1 protein-coding gene is annotated in these 931 nt (G+C 64.7%); it reads left to right on the top strand.

The window, feature by feature from the left end; all coding sequences use genetic code 11:
- Positions 1–931, top strand: a 931-nt coding sequence (locus tag NKI72_RS35205; protein ID WP_352852285.1) for an AMP-binding protein, incomplete at both ends; no start/stop codon positions are given.

Genomic DNA, 931 nt, shown 5'->3' with positions numbered 1-931 from the left:
GTGGCGATCTGCGTCGAGCGCAGCCCGGCGATGGTGGTCGGGCTGCTGGCGATCCTGAAGGCGGGCGGCGCTTATGTGCCGATCGATCCGGCCTATCCGGGCTCACGGCTCAACCAGGTGCTCGCCGATGCCGCCCCCAAGCTGCTGCTGGCCGATGCGGCCGGACGCGCCGCCCTCGGCGCCGAGGCGCTCGCCAGCCTGACGGCGGTCGACCTCTCGGACGGCGCGCGTCCATGGGCCGACCAGGGCGCTGACGATCCCGACCCGCGCGCGCTGGGGCTCACCCCCCGCCAGCTCGCCTACATCATCTACACCTCGGGCTCCACCGGGACGCCCAAGGGCGTCATGGTCGAGCATCGCGGAGTGGTCAATCTTACAGCATGGCATGTGCAAACGTTTTGTCCGCAACCAGAAACCTGCTGCACACTCACGGCTGCAGTGGCTTTTGACGCCAGCACCTGGGAGCTATGGTCCGCATTATGCAATCGTAGCACATTGCTGCTCCCGCCCAGGGCGGCAGCAGGAGATTCCTCGCGTCTGTTGCAATGGTGGCGTGATCAACCACTGGACGCCGCCTTTCTAGCCACACCGCTGGCTATAACCGCATTGCAAGACGAGCTGGTAAATCCAAAATTGGGACATTTGCTGATCGGCGGTGATCGTCTCCAGCGTGTTCCTTCCCGGATACCGTCTCCTCTCAAGTTGATAAACAACTATGGCCCTACGGAAGTCACCGTTGTGGCAACGTCGGGACGACTTCTCAGTGACAACGCCGTGCCGCATATTGGCCGTCCGATTGCGAACACGCGGATCTACCTGCTGGACGCTCATGGTGCGCCGGTGCCGTTCGGGGCGGTGGGCGAGCTCTATATCGGCGGGGCGGGGGTTGCGCGTGGCTACCTGAACCGGCCGGAGCTGACGGCCGAGCGGT

This window comes from Mesorhizobium sp. M0437 (genome assembly GCF_040321335.1).
Lineage (GTDB): Bacteria > Pseudomonadota > Alphaproteobacteria > Rhizobiales > Rhizobiaceae > Mesorhizobium.
The sequence above is the reverse complement of the archived record's forward strand: the minus strand, read 5'-3'. Positions and strand labels throughout refer to the sequence as shown.